Annotated in this window: 15 protein-coding genes; 12 read left to right on the top strand and 3 right to left on the bottom strand. The window is 64.5% G+C overall.

Features of this window, described 5'->3' with window-relative positions; translation table 11 throughout:
* Window position 1: 1 nt before the first annotated feature.
* Genes D3242_RS12560 through D3242_RS12550 form a run of 3 tightly spaced genes read right to left on the bottom strand, consistent with a single transcriptional unit; the run spans window position 2 to window position 2,904 of the window.
* On the bottom strand, window positions 2–484 hold the full coding sequence (locus D3242_RS12560) for a MarR family winged helix-turn-helix transcriptional regulator (protein WP_019863006.1): 483 nt from the start codon (window positions 482–484) through the stop codon (window positions 2–4).
* On the bottom strand, window positions 484–2,055 hold the full coding sequence (locus tag D3242_RS12555; protein ID WP_019863005.1) for a phytoene desaturase family protein: 1,572 nt from the start codon (window positions 2,053–2,055) through the stop codon (window positions 484–486). Before D3242_RS12555 ends, D3242_RS12560 begins: the two co-directional genes overlap by 1 nt.
* Window positions 2,056–2,112: 57 nt before the next feature.
* Window positions 2,113–2,904, bottom strand: a complete 792-nt coding sequence (locus D3242_RS12550; RefSeq protein ID WP_010913233.1) for a cyclase family protein — start codon at window positions 2,902–2,904, stop codon at window positions 2,113–2,115.
* Window positions 2,905–3,023: 119 nt separating this feature from the next.
* Here D3242_RS12550 and D3242_RS12545 point away from each other — a divergent pair, with 119 nt between their 5' ends.
* The 12 genes from D3242_RS12545 (at window position 3,024) to D3242_RS12485 (ending at window position 16,394) form a co-directional block, all read left to right on the top strand.
* Complete coding sequence (locus D3242_RS12545; protein ID WP_064984570.1) at window positions 3,024–4,598, top strand: phytoene desaturase family protein; 1,575 nt, start codon at window positions 3,024–3,026, stop codon at window positions 4,596–4,598.
* 111 nt (window positions 4,599–4,709) lie between these two features.
* Window positions 4,710–6,239, top strand: coding sequence for an ABC transporter substrate-binding protein (locus D3242_RS12540; RefSeq protein WP_064984568.1), 1,530 nt, complete (start codon window positions 4,710–4,712; stop codon window positions 6,237–6,239).
* A gap of 91 nt (window positions 6,240–6,330) precedes the next feature.
* Window positions 6,331–7,338, top strand: coding sequence for an ABC transporter permease (locus D3242_RS12535; RefSeq protein WP_064984561.1), 1,008 nt, complete (start codon window positions 6,331–6,333; stop codon window positions 7,336–7,338).
* A complete protein-coding gene (locus tag D3242_RS12530) occupies window positions 7,304–8,173 on the top strand; it encodes an ABC transporter permease (protein WP_019863000.1) in 870 nt (289 codons plus the stop codon). The genes D3242_RS12535 and D3242_RS12530 overlap by 35 nt, the downstream gene beginning before the upstream one ends.
* Window positions 8,170–9,048, top strand: coding sequence for an ABC transporter ATP-binding protein (locus D3242_RS12525; protein WP_064984560.1), 879 nt, complete (start codon window positions 8,170–8,172; stop codon window positions 9,046–9,048). Before D3242_RS12530 ends, D3242_RS12525 begins: the two co-directional genes overlap by 4 nt.
* Window positions 9,041–9,877, top strand: a complete 837-nt coding sequence (locus D3242_RS12520) for an ATP-binding cassette domain-containing protein (protein WP_038651956.1) — start codon at window positions 9,041–9,043, stop codon at window positions 9,875–9,877. The genes D3242_RS12525 and D3242_RS12520 overlap by 8 nt, the downstream gene beginning before the upstream one ends.
* 77 nt (window positions 9,878–9,954) lie before the next feature.
* Window positions 9,955–10,554 carry a VOC family protein gene (locus D3242_RS12515; RefSeq protein WP_064984558.1) on the top strand — a complete coding sequence of 200 codons (600 nt, stop codon included), beginning with the start codon at window positions 9,955–9,957 and terminating at the stop codon, window positions 10,552–10,554.
* Window positions 10,555–10,697: 143 nt separating this feature from the next.
* Window positions 10,698–12,992, top strand: a complete 2,295-nt coding sequence (locus tag D3242_RS12510) for a bifunctional salicylyl-CoA 5-hydroxylase/oxidoreductase (protein ID WP_064984556.1) — start codon at window positions 10,698–10,700, stop codon at window positions 12,990–12,992.
* The gene (locus tag D3242_RS12505) at window positions 12,989–13,762 is read left to right on the top strand and encodes an SDR family NAD(P)-dependent oxidoreductase (RefSeq protein ID WP_064984554.1); all 774 of its coding nucleotides are present in this window, start codon (window positions 12,989–12,991) and stop codon (window positions 13,760–13,762) included. The genes D3242_RS12510 and D3242_RS12505 overlap by 4 nt, the downstream gene beginning before the upstream one ends.
* On the top strand, window positions 13,756–14,226 hold the full coding sequence (locus D3242_RS12500) for a MarR family winged helix-turn-helix transcriptional regulator (RefSeq protein ID WP_010913223.1): 471 nt from the start codon (window positions 13,756–13,758) through the stop codon (window positions 14,224–14,226). Before D3242_RS12505 ends, D3242_RS12500 begins: the two co-directional genes overlap by 7 nt.
* Window positions 14,223–15,035, top strand: coding sequence for an enoyl-CoA hydratase family protein (locus D3242_RS12495; RefSeq protein WP_064984552.1), 813 nt, complete (start codon window positions 14,223–14,225; stop codon window positions 15,033–15,035). The genes D3242_RS12500 and D3242_RS12495 overlap by 4 nt, the downstream gene beginning before the upstream one ends.
* Window positions 15,036–15,245: 210 nt before the next feature.
* The gene (locus D3242_RS12485) at window positions 15,246–16,394 is read left to right on the top strand and encodes an acyl-CoA dehydrogenase family protein (protein WP_019862993.1); all 1,149 of its coding nucleotides are present in this window, start codon (window positions 15,246–15,248) and stop codon (window positions 16,392–16,394) included.
* Window positions 16,395–16,435: the final 41 nt, after the last annotated feature.

Here is a 16,435-nt window from a genome sequence, read left to right as displayed (position 1 = left end):
TCTAGATGTCGTGCTTGCGAATGTTCTTGAGCATCTTCAAAAGCGTTGCGATGAGTGCCGCATATTCAGCATCGTCGATATCGTCGAACATCGCCTCGAACGCGTCATGCATGGCCGGCCAAGCGCGCGCGAACTCGGCGCGGCCCTCGTCGGTAAGGAAGACATGGCGGATGCGGCTGTCGGTGATGCCCTGCTCGCGCCGCACGAAGCCTTGCCCCTCCAGCGTGTCCAGCGTGCGGCTCAAGGTTGACTGCTCGATCACCGTATAGACCGAGAGGTCGTTGACGGTGACGCCATCGGTGACCGACAGCACGGCCAGCGTGCGCACCTGCGGAATGGTCAGGCCCTGCTTGCGGAAATCGTCGCGCAAGGTGGCGTTGTAGCGGCCCATGATGCGGTTCATCAGATAGGGCGCGAATTGCTGCAGGCCGATCTGGCCGAGCGTCGAAATGCGCTGGCGCTTTTCCGCTACCTTCTGCTCCATCACAGCCTCCCCGCCAGGAGAAAGCCGGAACCGCCGCCGAGACCCGCGCCCGGGTGGGTCGAGGCGCCGATATGATAAAGCCCCTTTATGCCGGTCTGGTGGTTGCGGCTGGTCTTGAACGGCCGCCACAGGAAGGACTGGTCTATGGTCGAGGAACCGCCATAGGGATCGCCGCCGACCAGATTGATGTTCATCGCTTCGAGGTCGGCAGGCGAATAGGCACGGCGGGCAATGACATTGTCCTTGAAGCCATCGATATGGCTGGCGAGGATCGCTTCAGCGCGGTCGGCATAGGCCTCGCGCAGCGCGTCGGTCCATTGCCCGTCAGCCGGGGCCTGCAGCTTACCGGCGGCATCGCCTTTGATGTGGCGAGGCGCCTCTGGCAGTTGCAGCCACAGGATTGCCTTGCCCTCCGGACAGCGCGACGGGTCGAGCGCATGCGGCTGGCCGACGCAGATGGTCGGCACTTCCGGCAGCAAGCCGCGCACCGCCTCGTTGCAGGCTTTCGACACGCCATCCAGGCCCGGCGTCAGATGCAGCAGCGCCACCTTGTCCAGTCCTTCGCCGCGCCATGCCGGCGGCTTGTCCAGGGCGTAGTGGATCTGGAAGTTGCCTTTGCCATAGCGGTATTTCCGCGTTGCCTCGACGTCGGCTTTGGGAGCCTCATTGCCGAGCAGCCGGCCATAAAGCTGCGTCGGCGTCACCGAGCAGATGACGCTCTTCTTCGCATGGACCGTTTCGCCCGAGGCCAGCCGCACACCGGTGGCGCGACCACCAGCCAGGATGATGGAGGCGACGTCGGCTTCGGTGGAGATGACACCGCCGCGCTCGATGATCAATGCCTCGAAGGCCGACAGCAGGTTCTTTGCCCCGCCCTTGACGATCGGGGCGCCCGCGGCTTCGAGCGCGAAAGCGATCACCTTGGCGATCTGGCCGGAGAAGGCATCTTCCGGTCCCAGCCCGGCATGCAGCACCCAGGGCGCCCACAGCGCCTTTACGGTCTCGGACTGGTAGGTGCTTTCCAGCCAGCCGCGCGCCGGCGCCAGCGCCTCGCCGAGAAAGCCGGCAAGGCCGCGCGGGCCGCGCCGCCAGGCATCGCCGGCCAAAAGCTTGGCCGTCGGATAGGACCACAGGCTGCCGCCGAGCAGGCCGAACAGCAGGCCGGCATTGCGTTCGATGCCGCCGACATCGTCGGCGTGCCGGTCGCCATCACCCGCCGCGATCGCATTGAGGGCGGCGACATTGGCGGCGCGGTCGGTGCTGAGCACGGCATGGCTGCCGTCCGGCCGCAGCACGCCGGTCGGCCTGCCGGTGTGGCAGAACTCCAACCCATGCCGGGCGAGGTCGCCGCCCAATGCCGCAAAGGCCGGCGAGGTGATGAACAGCACGAAGGTCGTCGCCATCACATCGTGGATGAAGCCGGGCGCGGTGATCTCCTCGGTGCGCATGCAGCCGCCGATGCGGTCGTTGCGTTCGAGGACGAGCACCTTGGCACCCTTGCCGCCAAGCATCGCCGCGCAGACCAGCGCGTTGATGCCGCTGCCGACGACGATGTGATCGGGCGCTTTCATTGACAGTTGCTCTCGACCGTCGGGCGCATGATCTTCTCCCGAAGACCCCACCTCGCTCTATTTTCCCGACACCAGCGCCAGCGCGCGGATCGGGCTGCCGGTGCCGTGCTCGATCTTGAGCGGTGCGGCGATCAGGATGGCGCCCTTCGGCGGCAGTTGGTCGAGGTTGCACAGGCTGGCGAGGCCGTAGCGGTTGGCCTTGTGCATCAGCGTGTGTGCAGGGAATGGCGGCTCCATGCCGCCCGCCTTGCCGGCATCGGTGCCGATCGTCTCCGAGCCCCAGCCCTTGATGTCCTTGGCTATCAGATACTGGATGGCCTCGGCCGTCGGGCCGGGCGTGTGCGGGCCGGTCTCGTTGGCGTTGAGGAACTCGGCTTCCGAGCCGTTGCGCTTGTACCAATCGGTGCGCATCACCACCCACTCACCGGCGTTGATGGCGCCGTGCTTGGCTTCCCACGCCTTGATGTGGTCGACGGTGAGCAGGAAATCGTGATCGGCTGCGGCTTCCTTGGAGCAGTCGATGACATTGACCGGGCCGACGAAGTTCTGCGCCGGAATGGTGTCGGTGGCGCCGTCCGGATAGTCCTTGCCGGTGATCCAGTGCTGCGGCGCATCGAAATGCGTGCCCGAATGTTCGCCGAGCTTCAGCCAGTTCCACGCCCACCACGGACCGTTCTTGTCATAGCGGGAGATCGAATGGATCTCGACCTTCGGCGTGTCGACGGCGAGTTCCGGCGGCAGCTTGATCAGCGGCGTGTCAGGCCCGAGCTGCGCCGAGAGGTCTACCACCTTGATGGCGCCTGACAGCAACTGGCCGGCGACTTCGCCGAGGAGTTTTTGGGTGTCCATGGTCTTCTGTTCCCTCTTTTCGATGATGATCAAGGCTCGTCTCGGCCCTTAATATCCTACTAGACGAAAACATATGCATCTGCAATTATCTTTAAGCATAAAGGAAATGGGAACGGGGCGTGAGCGAGTTCGACGCCATCTTTGTCGGGGCGGGCCACAACAGTCTGGCATGCGCCGCGCATCTGGCGCTCAAAGGCTGGAAAATCGGGATTTTCGAGTGCAGCGCAACAATCGGCGGCGCCGTCCAGACCCGCGAATTCACCCTTCCCGGCTTCCGCCATGATTTCGGCGCGATGAATCTGAGCCTTTTTGCCGGCTCCGCCTTTCACCGGACATATGCAAATGAATTGAAAGCGCAGGGCCTGAAATTCGCCCCGGTCGCCGACTGTTTCGCCAGCGCCTTTCCAGACGGACGCTGGTTCGGCGTCAGCAACGACCTGGAAAAGACAGCCACGCGCATGGCTGCTTTCTCCGCCGCCGATGCCGCGACATGGCGCAGACTGGTTGCCGCCTTCCCAGCGGAGGCCGAGCATCTGTTCCGCTTGCTGGGCTCGCCGATGAGCGCCCGCGCGCTGGCCGGCTCGGCGTGGAACCTGTGGCGCAAGAAGGGCATGTCCGGCGCGCTCGACACCGGCCGACTGCTGCTGTCCTCGCCACGAGCCTGGCTGGAGGAGACGTTCGAGTCGCCGCATGTACGGGCAACCCTCGCCACCTGGGGCATGCATCTCGACTTCGCCCCCGATATCGCCGGCGGCGCGGTGTTCCTCTATCTGGAATCGATGGCCAACCAGAGCTTCGGCATGGTGCTGGGCAAGGGCGGCGCCGACACCATCATCCGGGCGCTGGCCGGCATGGTGACGTCGGCCGGCGGCAAGATCGTCACCGGCGCCGAAGTGGCGGAGATCACGGTTTCCAACGGCAAGGCGACCGGGGTGCGGCTGGCTTCAGGAGAAACGCATACCGCGACCAAAGCGGTTATCGCAGGCGTCGCGCCGAAGGCGCTGACCGGCAAGCTGCTGCCCGGCGGTTCCGGCAATGCCGGGTTCGACACGGCGATGAAGAAATTTCGGTACGCGCCGGGTACGATGATGATCCACCTGGCGCTGGACGAGCTGCCGGACTGGCGTGCCGGCGCCGAGTTGCGGCGGTTCGCCTATGTGCATCTGTCGCCCTCGCTCGACGCAATGTCGCGCACCTATCAGCAGGCAATGGCCGGCATGCTGCCGGACGAACCGGTGCTGGTCGTCGGCCAGCCGACCGCGATCGATCCGTCACGCGCGCCACAAGGCAAGCATGTGTTGTGGGTACAGGTGCGCATGCTGCCTCCCGAGATAACAGGCGACGCGGGAGGGCAGATCGCGCCCGCGCATTGGGATCAGGTTAAGGACGCCTACGCCGAGCGCGTGTTCGACATCATCGAGACCTATGCGCCCGGCCTACGGAGCAAAATCCTTGGCCGTTCGGTCTTTTCGCCCATCGATCTCGAGCGCGAGAACCCGAACCTTGTCGGTGGCGACCAGGTCTGCGGCAGCCACCATCTGGCGCAGAACTTTTTGTTTCGCCCGGCGCGCGGCTATGCCGGCTGGAACACGCCGGTCGGCAATCTGCATCTGACGGGAGCCGCGACATGGCCGGGCGCCGGCACCGGTGCCGCCTCGGGCTTCATGCTCGCGCAACAGCTTGGCGGGAGGTAGGCTCCGACGATTTTATCGAGGTGACGAGAGGCAAGGCGCTGCTGCCCACGAAGCCTGAACCCATGAACGGATAGTGCCGCGCAAAGACAATAACCAAGAAGGGGAACGACCATGAAAATCAACAGACGCGAATTGCTGGGATACAGTGCCGCGGCACTCGGCGTGGCCGCGGTTGGCCTGCCGAAAATAGCCAAGGCGGCGGCCGGCGAACTGACCATCGCATACAATGTCAACCTGCCGTCTTGGGATCCGACAACCGGACCTTCGGCTGTCAATCCGACGATCCAGGGCCTCTACCAGTCGGTGTTCGACCAGATCATCCCGCAAAAGCCCGACCTGTCCTTCGCGCCCGGCCTGCTCACCGAGTGGGGCTGGAACGACGACCGCACCAAGGTGATGATGACAGTGCGCGAAGGCGTGAAATGGCATGACGGCTCGCCCTTCACGCCCGAGGACGTCGTCTGGTCGCTGCAGCGCGCGGGCGACGAAAAGACCGGCAACCCGATCCAGTTCGTCTGGAAGAACGTCAACAATTTCAAGGTCGACGGCAACAAGATCACCGGCGACGTGGTGCAGTTCGACCCGGTCTATTTCAAATGGATGTCGTTCCTGACCGGCTACATCCTGCCGAAGGCCTATTACGAGAAGGTCGGCGCCGAAGGTTTCGAGAAGGCGCCGATCGGCACCGGCCCGTACATGGTGGAAAAATTCGAGCGCAACGCCTTCCTGCGGCTGAAGGCCAATCCGAACTATTGGGGCGGTAAGCCGGCTTTCGAGAATGTGACGATCAAGTTCGTCACCGATGCGGCGAGCCGCGTCGCCGAGATCGAATCCGGCTCCTCGCAGGTGACGCTCGAAATCCCTTACGAAGAATACGACCGGCTGATCGCCAAGGACGGACTCGCCGGCTCGATCAAGAATGTCTCCGACATCGGCATGATCTTCTTCAACAACAAGGACGCCATGCTCGACAAGAATGTCCGCCAGGCAGCCGTCATGGCGGTGGACAAGGAGCTTCTGGTCAAGCGGCTGCTGCGCGGCTACGGCCAGCCGATCGACACGCTGGAGACGCCGGAATACGCCGCCTACGATCCGTCGATCAAGGTCGAGCACAATCCGGAAAAGGCCAAGGAATTGCTCGCCGCCTCCGGCTATTCGACCAAGAAGCCGGCGAAGTTCACTATACAGACCACCAAGGGCTTCAAGCCCAAGGACTACGAAATGGTGCAGGCGATCGTCGGCATGTGGCGCAAGGTGGGCATCGAGGCCGAGATCGAAGTCTACGAGATCGCCAAGCACTATGAACTGCGCGCCGCGCACAAGCTTGCGCCGGCGGCCTTCTACAACTGGGGCAATTCCATCGGCGATCCGACCACCTCGACCGGTTTCGCCATGTTCGGACCCTCGCCGCACTCGTCCTGGAAGACCGACGACCTCGACGCCAAGATCGGCCCGCTCTGGGGCGAGAAGGACGAGGCCAAGCGCATCGCCGGCTGGAAAGCGGTCGACAAGTACATTGCCGAAGAGGCCTATGTGCTGCCGCTCATCCAGTACGCGCAGCCGATCGTGCACTCGAAGAAGGTCAATGTCGTGCAGCACATTTCCGGTGCGCTGCTGCCGGCCCTGATGACCCCGGCCTGATATCGGCCTGGAATTGCCGCGCGCCGTCCATAGCGACGGCGCGCATTTTTCTATCAGGCATACGAGCCATCGGGCTCCTGCAAAGATTTACATGCTCCTGCAACGATTCCTGATTCGTCTTCTGACGATGCTGATCACGCTGTTCGGCGTGGCCGTCGTCGTCTTCGTCGTGATCCGCGTCGCGCCCGGCGATCCGATCGCCATGATGCTGCCGCCCGGCGCGACGGATGACGACATCGCCCGGCTGCGGGCACTCTACGGGCTCGACAAGACCATCGTGCAGCAATTCTTCATCTGGCTGTCAGGCGTTATCCGCGGCGATTTCGGCACCTCGATTTCGCTGCGGCAGGATGTGCTCGGCCTCGTCTTCAACCGGCTGCCGGCCACGCTGGAGCTGGCCATCGTCGCGCTGATCATGGCAGTGGCGCTCGGCGGTACGACGGCCGTTCTCGGCGCGCGCGAACGCGGCACGGCGGTGGAAGCCGGTATCGACATCGCCAGCGGGGCGGCACTCTCCATTCCCGATTTCCTCTGGGGCCTGGTGCTGATCCTGTTGTTCGGCGTGCTGGTGCCGATCTTCGACATTTCCGGCCGGGTGTCGCCGCAGCTCGACCTGCCCTTCGTCACCCAGTTCTATTTCTTCGAAAGCCTGCTGCGGCTGCGCTTCGACCTGACCTGGGACCTTTTGAAACACATGCTGATGCCGGCGGTGGCGCTGGCGCTGCCGCTGGCGGCGATCATCTCGCAACTGCTGAAACAGTCGCTGAAGGAAGTGCTCGACCTCGACTATGTCGTGCTTGCGCGGGTGAAGGGGTTTTCGGAAACGCAGGTCATCCTGCGCGAGGCCCTGAAGAACGCGGCTTTGCCGACGCTGACCCTTGTCGGCGTACAGTTCACCTTCCTCATCGGCGGCACCGTCATCGTCGAGCGGCTGTTTTCCTACGAAGGCCTAGGCAACATGGCGATCGATGCCGTCATCAACCGCGACCTGCCGCTGATCCAGGGCATCGTGCTGGTCTTCGCGCTGCTGTTCGTGCTGATCAATCTCGTGGTCGACATGATGTATGCGCTGCTCAATCCGAGGCTGCGTCATGGATAGGGCCTCAAGACGCGGACTGAGCCCCAGGCTGTGGCTCGCCGGCGGCTGGCTGCTGCTGGCGCTGCTGGCGGCGATCTTCGCGCCGCTGGTCGCGCCGCAAGACCCGCTGGCGCAGGATCTGATGCTGGAGCGGCTGCCGCCCTTCTGGCTCGATGGCGCCGAGCCCGGCTATTGGCTGGGCACCGACAGCCTCGGCCGCGATCTGTTGTCCAGGTTGATCTTCGGCGGCCGTATCGCCTTCATCGTCGCTTTTGCCGCGGCCATCGCCGCCTGCCTCGTCGGCTCGACGCTCGGGCTGATCGCAGGCTATTTCGGCGGCTGGGCGGACCGCATCATCTCGCGCATCGTCGATATCTGGATGGCGTTTCCGCCGGTGCTGTTCGCCATCCTGCTGGTGGCGGTGCTGGGCACGGGCCTCAGCTCCGTCATCCTGGCGATTGCGATCATCGACTGGACGCGCTTCTGCCGGGTGATCCGCGCCGAGGCGATGGGCCAGTCGCGCATGGATTATGTCGAGAATGCCCGCATCGCCGGCTATGGCCGCATCGGCATCATGCTGCGCGAAGTGCTGCCCAATGTGGTGCCGTCGATCGTGGCGCTGCTGTCCTTGGAGATGGGCATCGCCGTCATCGTCGAGGCGATCCTGTCCTTCGTCAACCTGTCGATCTCGACCGACGATCCGACCTGGGGCGGCATCATTGCGGAAGGCCGTCTATCGATCCACCAGGCCTGGTGGGTGCTGGTGTTTCCGCTGATCACGCTGATCCTCACCGTGCTGTCGTTCGGCCAGTTCGGCGAAGCTCTGAAGGCGCGTTTCGACCCGGTGCTGCGATGAGCGCCTGTCTCGACATCGCCAATCTCAGCGCCGTGCTGCCGAACGGCCAGCGCGTGCTGCGCTCGGTGTCGCTCGCCGTGCAACCCGGCGAGGTCCGCGCGCTGGTCGGCGAGAGCGGCGCCGGCAAGACGATGATCGGCAAGGCGGTGCTCGGCGTGTTGCCTTCGAGCGTGCGAATCGTCGAGGGCGACATGCTGCTCGAGGGCGAAGACCTCGGCAAGCTTCAGCCCAAGGCAAGACGCGCACTGGTCGGCGCCCGCACGGCGCTGATCCCGCAGGATCCGCTAACCGCGCTCAACCCGTCGCGCCGCATCGGCCCGCAGATGACCGACCGGCTGGTGCGCATCCTCGGCTGGAGCGGCGAGAAGGCCGACACGCGCATCCGGCAGTTGCTGGACGAGGTGCAGATCCGCGACCCCGAGCGCGTGCTGAAGTGCTATCCGCATGAGCTTTCCGGCGGCATGCGCCAGCGCGTGCTGATCGCGGCCGCCTTCGCCGCCGAACCCCGGCTGATCGTCGCCGATGAGCCGACCACGGCGCTCGACGTCACCGTGCAGAAGCAGATCCTGCGCCTGATCGCCGCCTTGCAGCGCGAGCACGGCACCGCGATCCTGTTCGTCACCCATGATCTCGGCGTCGTCGCCAAGATCAGCCAGAAGGTCTCGGTGCTTTATGCAGGCAAGGTGGTTGAAGAGGCCGACACCGCAGCGCTCTTCGCCGCCCCGCAGCACCCCTATACGCGGGCGCTGATGGCGGCGACGCCGCGCTACACCGACCCTTTCGCCTCGCTGAGACCCGTGGACGAAGCGGTGCTGGCCGGGCTTGCCGCGGAGATCGCGGCAGCAGACCTGGCGTGGAGGCGGCCGCATGGTTGAGCCGCTGTTTTCCGTGCGCGGGCTGAAGGTCGCCTTGCCCGACATGACGCGCAAGCCGCTGATCGGCCGTGCGCCTTTGGCCGAAATCCTGAAAGGGCTCGACTTCGACTTGCCGAGGGGCTCGGTGACCGGCATCGTCGGCGAGTCCGGGTCCGGCAAGTCGACGCTTGGCCGCGCTTTGGTTCGTCTCCTGGAGCCGAGCGCGGGCAGCGTCAGCTTCGAGGGCCGCGACATCACCCATCTGCCGGAGGCGGAGCTGCGGCCGTTACGCCGCGACCTGCAGATGATCTTCCAGGATCCGATGTCGTCGCTCAACCCGCGCCGCACCATCGCCAGCATCATCGCCGCGCCGCTCAAGCAGAACGGGCTTGGCGACAGGCTCAAGGAACGCGTCGCCGAGGCGCTGCAGCGGGTCGGCCTGCCGCAGAGCTTTGCCAGCCGCTACCGCCACGAGCTGTCGGGCGGCCAGCGCCAGCGGGTCGGCATTGCCCGTGCGCTGGCGCTGTCGCCGAAATTCGTGCTGGCCGACGAGATCGTCTCCGGTCTCGACGTCTCGACGCAGGCGCAGATCTTGACCCTGCTGGAGAAGCTGGCAGCGGAGATGGGCCTGACCGTCGCCTTCATCAGCCACGACCTGTCGGTCATCCGGCGGCTGTGCCGGCAAGTCATCGTCATGCGCGAAGGCGTGATCGTCGAGGCCAGCGCCACCGACGCATTGTTCGACAACCCCAGCCAAGTCTACACGCGCGACCTCATCGCGGCCATTCCGCTGCCCGAGATCGACGCCGGCTGGCTGGACATTCCGGCCGCCGCCAAAGCCCCGACATGAATGCATTCGCATGCCGAAAAGCGGGTTTCGGACATGCGACCGCAAAGACCCAGGTCCCGCCAATGGAGAGGACTGACATGAAGACGATACTTCGAAATGCAACGCTTGCCGCCGCTGTCCTTGGCGGCGCCGGCATGGCCTCGGCGGATTCGATCCCCGGCATGCGCGGCCACGATCACACCGGCATCACCGTCCCCGACATGAAGCAGGCGGTCGACTTCTTCACCGAGGTGGTCGGCTGCAAGAAGGCGATGTCGTTCGGCCCGTTCGCCGACGACAAGGGCACCTTCATGCAGGACCTTCTGGGCGTCGATCCCAAGGCCGTCATCGAGCAGGTCACCATGGTGCGTTGCGGCTATGGCTCGAACATCGAGCTGTTCAAATACACCGCGCCCGACCAGAAGGATCTGACGCCGAAGAACAGCGACATTGGCGGCTTCCACATCGCCCTCTATGTCGACGACGTCGCCGCCGCCAAGGCCTATCTCGACGGCAAGGGCGTCAAGACGCGCATGGGACCTCTGCCGGTCAAGGAAGGCCCCGCCGCCGGCCAGACCATTCTCTATTTCCAGGCGCCCTGGGGATTGCAGCTGGAAGCGATCAGCTACCCCAACGGCATGGCCTATGAGAAAGGTGCCGAGACGGTGCTGTGGAGCCCGAAGAACCCGGAAAAGTGATCCTTCGGCGCGCGCTTGCGGGACGACACGCAAGCGCGCCGCCCGGTATCAGGACAATGATTTCGACATAAAACTTTAAGCTTGAAATATTTTGCCGCTGGCGCGATACTCACAAGGCAGCAAGCGAAGAGGAGATCGCACAGATGAAGGTTGCGGTTCTCGGCGGCGGTCCAGCCGGCCTCTACTTTGCCATATCGATGAAGCTCAGGGATGCCGCGCACGATGTGACGGTGTTCGAGCGCAACCGCGCCGACGACACGTTCGGCTGGGGCGTGGTGCTGTCGGCCGAAACGCTTGAGAACCTCGCCAAAAACGATCCGGTCAGCGCCGTCTGGATCAAGAAGCATTTTGCCTATTGGGACGACATTGCCGTCATCCATGACGGCGTGCGCACGGTCTCGTCAGGCCATGGTTTTTGCGGCATCGGCCGCAAGCGGCTGCTGATCCTCTTGCAGCGCCGCGCCCGCGAGCTCGGCGTCAAGCTGATGTTCGAGACCGATATCGCCGATCCCAAGCCTTACATGGAGACTCATGACCTGGTCGTCGCCGCCGACGGGCTGAATTCCAGGGCGCGCAACACTTTCGTCGACATCTTCAAGCCCGACATCGACACCCGCAAATGCAAATTCGTCTGGCTCGGCACCAACCAGAAATTCGACGACGCCTTCACCTTCATCTTCGAGAAGACCGAGCATGGCTGGGTGTGGGCGCACGCCTACCAGTTCGACAGCGAGACGGCGACCTTCATCGTCGAATGCAGCGAACAGACCTGGGCTGCCTTCGGCTTCGGCGCGATGACGCAGCAGGAATCGATCGCGGTGTGCGAGCGCATCTTCGCCAAGCATCTCGGCGGCCATGCGCTGATGACCAATGCCAACCACATCAGGGGCTCGGCCTGGATCAATTTCCCGCGCGTGCTGTGCGAACGCTGGTCGTACAAGAACCTGGCGCTGATGGGCGACGCGGCGGCCTCGGCGCATTTCTCGATCGGCTCCGGCACCAAACTCGCCTTGGAAAGCGCGGTGGCGCTGGCCGAGTATGTGGAAACCGAGTCGGACCTCGATGCCGCCTTCCGCAAATATGAGGATGCGCGCCGCACCGAAGTGCTGAAGCTGCAATCGGCGGCGCGTAATTCGCTCGAATGGTTCGAGGAGGTCGAACGCTATCTCGGCCTCGATCCGGTGCAGTTCAACTATTCGCTGCTGACCCGCTCGCAGCGCATAAGCCACGAGAATTTGCGGCTGCGCGATGCCGAATGGCTGGGCGGCGCGGAAGAATGGTTCCAGCGCCAGGCGGGTGCCGGCGGCAACAGGCTGCGCCGCGCGCCGATGTTTGCGCCGTTCAAGCTGCGCGACATGAAGCTGCAGAACCGCGTCGTCGTCTCGCCGATGGCGCAGTACAAGGCCGTCGACGGCTGCCCGACCGACTGGCATTTCACCCACTATGCCGAGCGTGCCAAGGGCGGCGCCGGGCTCGTCTATATCGAGATGACCTGCGTGAGCCCGGAAGGCCGCATCACGCCCGGCTGTCCCGGCTTCTACGCGCCCGAACACGAAGTGGCGTGGAAGCGGCTGGTCGATTTCGTCCATTCCGAGACCGAGGCCAAGATTTGCGCCCAGATCGGCCATTCCGGCGCCAAGGGTTCGACCCGACTCGGCTGGGAAGGCACCGACGTGCCGTTGGCGTCGGGCAACTGGCCTGTCATGGCGGCATCGGCTGTCGCATGGTCGCCTGAGAACCAGGTGCCGAAGGCGATGGACAGCGCCGACATGGACCTGGTGCGCAACCAATTCGTGGCTTCGGCCGAGATGGCTGACCGTTGCGGCTTCGACATGCTGGAGATCCATGCCGCGCATGGTTATCTCCTGTCGTCCTTCATCACGCCTGTCACCAACCGGCGCACGGATGAATATGGCGGCTCACTGGAAAACCGCATGCGCTATCCCCTCGAAATCTTCCACGCGGTGCGCGCCGCCTGGCCGACGGAGAAGCCGATCTCGATGCGCATTTCGGCCAATGACTGGGTCGGCATCGAAGGCGTGACGCCGGCCGACGCGGTCGAGATCGCGCGGCTGCTGCACGAAGCCGGCGTCGACATATGCGACGTCTCGGCCGGGCAGACATCGGCACTGGCCAAGCCGGTCTACGGCCGCATGTTCCAGACGCCGTTTTCCGACCGAATCCGCAACGAGGTCGGCATGGCGACGATGGCGGTCGGTAACATCTATGAGCCGGACCATGTCAATTCGATCCTGATGGCCGGCCGCGCCGATCTGGTGGCGCTGGCAAGGCCGCATCTGGCCGATCCCTACTGGACGCTGCATGCGGCGGTGACGCTCGGCGACCGTGGCGTCAAATGGCCGGATCCCTACCTGCCCGGCCGTGACCAGATCTACCGGCTGGCCGAGCGCGATGCGGCCGCGGGGCTGAAAGTATGACGGCGGCATCAGCGATCTCCGCCAAGCATGCGCTGGTCACTGGTGGTGGCTCCGGTGTCGGCCGGGCCATAGCGCTGGCGCTGGCGGAAGCGGGCATCAATGTGACCATCTGTGGCCGCCGCGAAGCGGAGCTTGCCAAGGTGGCCGGCGAAAGCGGCCGTATCTTCGGTATTGCCGCCGATGTCACCAATGAGGCGTCGATGGCCTCGCTCTACCACGCGGCGGAAGCCGCGCGCGGGCCGTTCGACATCGTCATTGCCAATGCCGGCATGGCCGGCAGCACACCAGCGAACAAGACCACGCTGGCCGATTGGCAGAAGACGCTCGACGTCAATTTGACTGGCGCCTTCCTGACGGTGAAACCTGCGCTGGCCGGGATGGCTGCGCGCAAGACAGGACGGATCATCTTCATTGCCTCAACGGCAGGGTTGAAGGGCTACGCTTACGTGGCACCTTACGTGGCGGCCAAGCATGGCGTCGTTGGGCTGATGCGGGCACTGGCGGCGGAAACCGCGAAATCCGGCGTCACCGTCAACGCGGTTTGCCCGGGTTTCGTCGAGACCGACATGCTGGAAGAGTCCATCCAGCGCATCATCGAAAAGACCGGCCGCTCTGCCGGCGACGCGCGGGCGAGCCTTGTCTCGACCAATCCGCAAGGCCGCTTCATCCAGCCGCAGGAAGTCGCCGCCGCCGTGCTGTGGCTGTGTGACGATGCGGCGTCATCGATCACCGGACAGGCAATTTCCATCTCAGGAGGCGAAACATGGTAGCCGGCCCCCTGCCCGCACCGTCGGGACCCGGCAAGGACCGTCTGCGTCTGTGGATCAGGCTGCTGCGCGCCTCGCGCACGATCGAGGCCGAGTTGCGCGAGCGCCTGAAGAAGGAATTCGACACGACGCTGCCGCGCTTCGACGTGATGGCGGCGCTGTACCGCGTGCCGGAAGGCATGCTGATGAGCGACCTGTCGCGCTTCCTGCTGGTCTCCAACGGCAATGTCACCGGCATTGTCGACCGGCTGGTTTCGGAAGGGCTGGTCGCTCGCGCCCGCCGCAATGGCGACCGCCGCACCTCCATGGTGCGGCTGACCGAGGAAGGCACCAAATCCTTTGCCACGATCGCTGCCGCCCATGAGGGCTGGATCGGCGAATTGCTGGGCAAGGTCAGCGAGGAGGACGCCCGCCGGCTGACCGGCATGCTGACCTCGTTCCGCAGCAACTGGGAGGGACGCGAATGACCGGGATGGCCGGGCTGAAGCCGAAGCATTTCCTCTGGGAGGTCGAGGGCAGGATCGCCAAGGTCCGGCTCGACCGGCCGGAGCGCAAGAACCCGCTGACCTTCGACAGCTATGCCGAGTTGCGCGATGCGTTCCGCGACCTCGTTTATGCCGACGACGTCGACGCCGTGGTGTTCCTCTCCAATGGCGGCAATTTCTGCTCCGGCGGCGATGTCCACGACATTATCGGCCCACTGGTCAAGATGGACATGAAGCAGCTTCTCGCCTTCACCCGCATGACCGGTGATTTCGTCAAGGCGATGCTGAATTGCGGCAAGCCGATCATCGCCGCCGTCGACGGCGTGGCGGTCGGCGCCGGCGCCATCATCGCCATGAGCTCCGACATCCGCATCGCCACGCCGGAGGCCAAGACCGCGTTCCTGTTCACTCGCGTCGGCCTTGCCGGCTGCGACATGGGCGCCTGCGCGATCCTGCCGCGCATCATCGGCCAGGGCCGTGCCGCGGAACTGCTCTATACGGGCCGCACCATGACGGCCGCCGAGGGTGAGCGTTGGGGGTTTTATAACAGGCTGGTCGATGCGGCCTCCCTCGAGGCGGATGCACTCGACATGGCAGCGCGCATCGTCTCAGGCCCGACCTTCGCCCACGGCATCACCAAGACGCAGCTCAACCAGGAATGGTCGATGGGTCTCGACCAGGCGATCGAGGCCGAAGCGCAGGCACAAGCGATCTGCATGCAGACGCGCGATTTCGAGCGCGCCTACAAGGCGTTCGTGGCCAAGGAAAAGCCAGTGTTCGAGGGGAATTGAGGATGATCGGTTTTCGCCCAGGCACCCCCCTCTGGCCTGCCGGCCATCTCCCCCGCAAGGGGGGAGATCAGCTGTACGTTCTGTTTTCGCCAATCTCCAACGTCGCCAGGTCGAAGCCGTCGGCAAAGCTGCCAATCTCCCCCCTTGCGGGGGAGATGTCCGGCAGGACAGAGAGGGGTGCCTCGCAACGACACGCGGAAGGTTACCTCCATGCCTGACCGATCCTTTCTCAACTGGCCGTTCTTCGAGAACCGCCATCGCGAACTTGCCGAAAGCCTGGAAGCATGGTGCGCGAAAAACCTTCCCGTCGATCATCACGACGTCGATGCCGCCTGTCGAGCGTTGGTGGCGAAGCTTGGCCGTGACGGCTGGCTGAAGCCGACAGCTGTCGACACCGACAATTCCGGCCCGCTCGACGTGCGGACACTATGCATCACGCGCGAGACGCTCGCGCGCCATGACGGGCTCGCCGATTTCGCCTTTGCCATGCAAGGGCTGGGCACCGGCGCGCTCAGCCTGTTCGGCACGGCGGACCAACAGCAATGGCTGGCGAAGACGCGGGCCGGCAAGGCAATCTCGGCCTTCGCCCTGTCGGAGCCGCGCTCGGGATCGGATGTCTCCAACACCGAGATGACGGCGACCCGCGACGGCGACAGCTATGTTCTGTCAGGCGAAAAGACCTGGATCTCCAATGGCGGCATTGCCGATCTCTACATCGTCTTTGCCCGCACCGGCGAGGCGCCGGGTGCCAAGGGGCTTTCGGCCTTTATCGTACCGGGTGACGCCAAGGGCCTTGGCATCGCTGAGCGCCTCGAAGTGATCGCGCCACATCCGCTGGCGCGGCTGTCCTTCGACAAAGTCCGCCTGCCGGCCTCGGCGCTGATCGGCAAGTCCGGCGATGGCTTCCGCATCGCCATGTCGGTGCTCGACGTGTTCCGCTCGACCGTCGGCGCTGCGGCGCTCGGCTTTGCCCGCCGGGCGCTGGACGAAAGCATCAGCAGAGTGGCCGAACGCAACCTGTTCGGCGCCCCGATGGCCGAATTGCAGATGGTGCAAGGCCACATCGCCGACATGGCGCTCGACGTCGACGCGGCGGCACTTCTCGTCTATCGCGCCGCCTGGACCAAGGACATGGGCGCCGCGCGGGTAACTCGCGAGGCGGCGATGGCAAAACTGTTCGCCACCGACAAGGCGCAAGAGGTAATCGACAGAGCGGTACAGTTGCATGGCGGCGATGGCGTGCGCAAAGGCCACATCGTCGAAAGCCTGTATCGCGAGATCCGCGCGCTTCGCATCTATGAGGGTGCCTCCGACGTGCAGAAAGTGGTCATCGCGCGGCAAGTGATGGGCGCGGCCTGACGGCATGAAATTGACGGGCATTCGATTTTGAGACTTGGTTT

Origin of the sequence: Mesorhizobium jarvisii (assembly GCF_003601985.1) — a bacterium.
Lineage (GTDB): Bacteria > Pseudomonadota > Alphaproteobacteria > Rhizobiales > Rhizobiaceae > Mesorhizobium > Mesorhizobium jarvisii.
The sequence above is the reverse complement of the archived record's forward strand: the minus strand, read 5'-3'. Positions and strand labels throughout refer to the sequence as shown.

What these genes read in the sequence shown, in the direction of transcription:
- D3242_RS12495 (WP_064984552.1), top strand. Translation starts at nt 14,223, where the DNA reads ATGACCGGGATGGCCGGGCTGAAGCCGAAGCATTTCCTCTGGGAGGTC.
- D3242_RS12505 (WP_064984554.1), top strand. Translation starts at nt 12,989, where the DNA reads ATGACGGCGGCATCAGCGATCTCCGCCAAGCATGCGCTGGTCACTGGT.
- D3242_RS12540 (WP_064984568.1), top strand. Translation starts at nt 4,710, where the DNA reads ATGAAAATCAACAGACGCGAATTGCTGGGATACAGTGCCGCGGCACTC.
- D3242_RS12510 (WP_064984556.1), top strand. Translation starts at nt 10,698, where the DNA reads ATGAAGGTTGCGGTTCTCGGCGGCGGTCCAGCCGGCCTCTACTTTGCC.
- D3242_RS12515 (WP_064984558.1), top strand. Translation starts at nt 9,955, where the DNA reads ATGAAGACGATACTTCGAAATGCAACGCTTGCCGCCGCTGTCCTTGGC.
- D3242_RS12530 (WP_019863000.1), top strand. Translation starts at nt 7,304, where the DNA reads ATGCGCTGCTCAATCCGAGGCTGCGTCATGGATAGGGCCTCAAGACGC.
- D3242_RS12500 (WP_010913223.1), top strand. Translation starts at nt 13,756, where the DNA reads ATGGTAGCCGGCCCCCTGCCCGCACCGTCGGGACCCGGCAAGGACCGT.
- D3242_RS12550 (WP_010913233.1), bottom strand. Translation starts at nt 2,904, where the DNA reads ATGGACACCCAAAAACTCCTCGGCGAAGTCGCCGGCCAGTTGCTGTCA.
- D3242_RS12520 (WP_038651956.1), top strand. Translation starts at nt 9,041, where the DNA reads ATGGTTGAGCCGCTGTTTTCCGTGCGCGGGCTGAAGGTCGCCTTGCCC.
- D3242_RS12555 (WP_019863005.1), bottom strand. Translation starts at nt 2,055, where the DNA reads ATGAAAGCGCCCGATCACATCGTCGTCGGCAGCGGCATCAACGCGCTG.
- D3242_RS12535 (WP_064984561.1), top strand. Translation starts at nt 6,331, where the DNA reads ATGCTCCTGCAACGATTCCTGATTCGTCTTCTGACGATGCTGATCACG.
- D3242_RS12560 (WP_019863006.1), bottom strand. Translation starts at nt 484, where the DNA reads ATGGAGCAGAAGGTAGCGGAAAAGCGCCAGCGCATTTCGACGCTCGGC.
- D3242_RS12485 (WP_019862993.1), top strand. Translation starts at nt 15,246, where the DNA reads ATGCCTGACCGATCCTTTCTCAACTGGCCGTTCTTCGAGAACCGCCAT.
- D3242_RS12525 (WP_064984560.1), top strand. Translation starts at nt 8,170, where the DNA reads ATGAGCGCCTGTCTCGACATCGCCAATCTCAGCGCCGTGCTGCCGAAC.